This window comes from Streptomyces carpinensis (assembly GCF_002154505.1).
Classification (GTDB): Bacteria; Actinomycetota; Actinomycetes; order Streptomycetales; family Streptomycetaceae; genus Streptomyces; species Streptomyces carpinensis.
In genome coordinates this window covers 1-362 of the sequence record NZ_MUBM01000766.1, presented here as the reverse complement: position 1 = coordinate 362, position 362 = coordinate 1, and the positions used below count along the sequence as shown (strand labels likewise).

General features: G+C 72.4%; 1 protein-coding gene. It reads right to left on the bottom strand.

Annotated elements, in window-relative coordinates; all coding sequences use genetic code 11:
* Positions 1–362, bottom strand: a 362-nt coding sequence (locus tag BZY54_RS48635; protein ID WP_107420036.1) for a cupin domain-containing protein, incomplete at both ends; no start/stop codon positions are given.

Sequence of the window (362 nt, the reverse complement as noted above, 5' to 3'; positions counted from 1 at the left end):
CGCCTCCGCGCCGGCCGTGACCGGAACCGTCTCCGTGCCCTCGGTGTCCACATGGCCGAGCTGGGGGCGCGGGGCCAGCGGACCCAGGTGGAACACGATCCGCGCCTCCACCTCGCCCACGTTGCGGAACCGGTGCCGCATGTAGGCCGGGATCATCAGGCCCTGCTCCGGCCGCAGCGGATGCGGGTCGCCGTCCAGGTCCACCTCCAGATCGCCGCAGACGACGTACACGAACTCCTCGGAGTAGGGGTGGTAGTGCTCACCGATGCGGTCGCCGGGCTGCACGATGGCCACGCCCATGAAGCCGCTGGTGGAGCCGACCGTGGCCGGGGTGAGCATGGCGCGCAGGTCGCCTCCGCGCC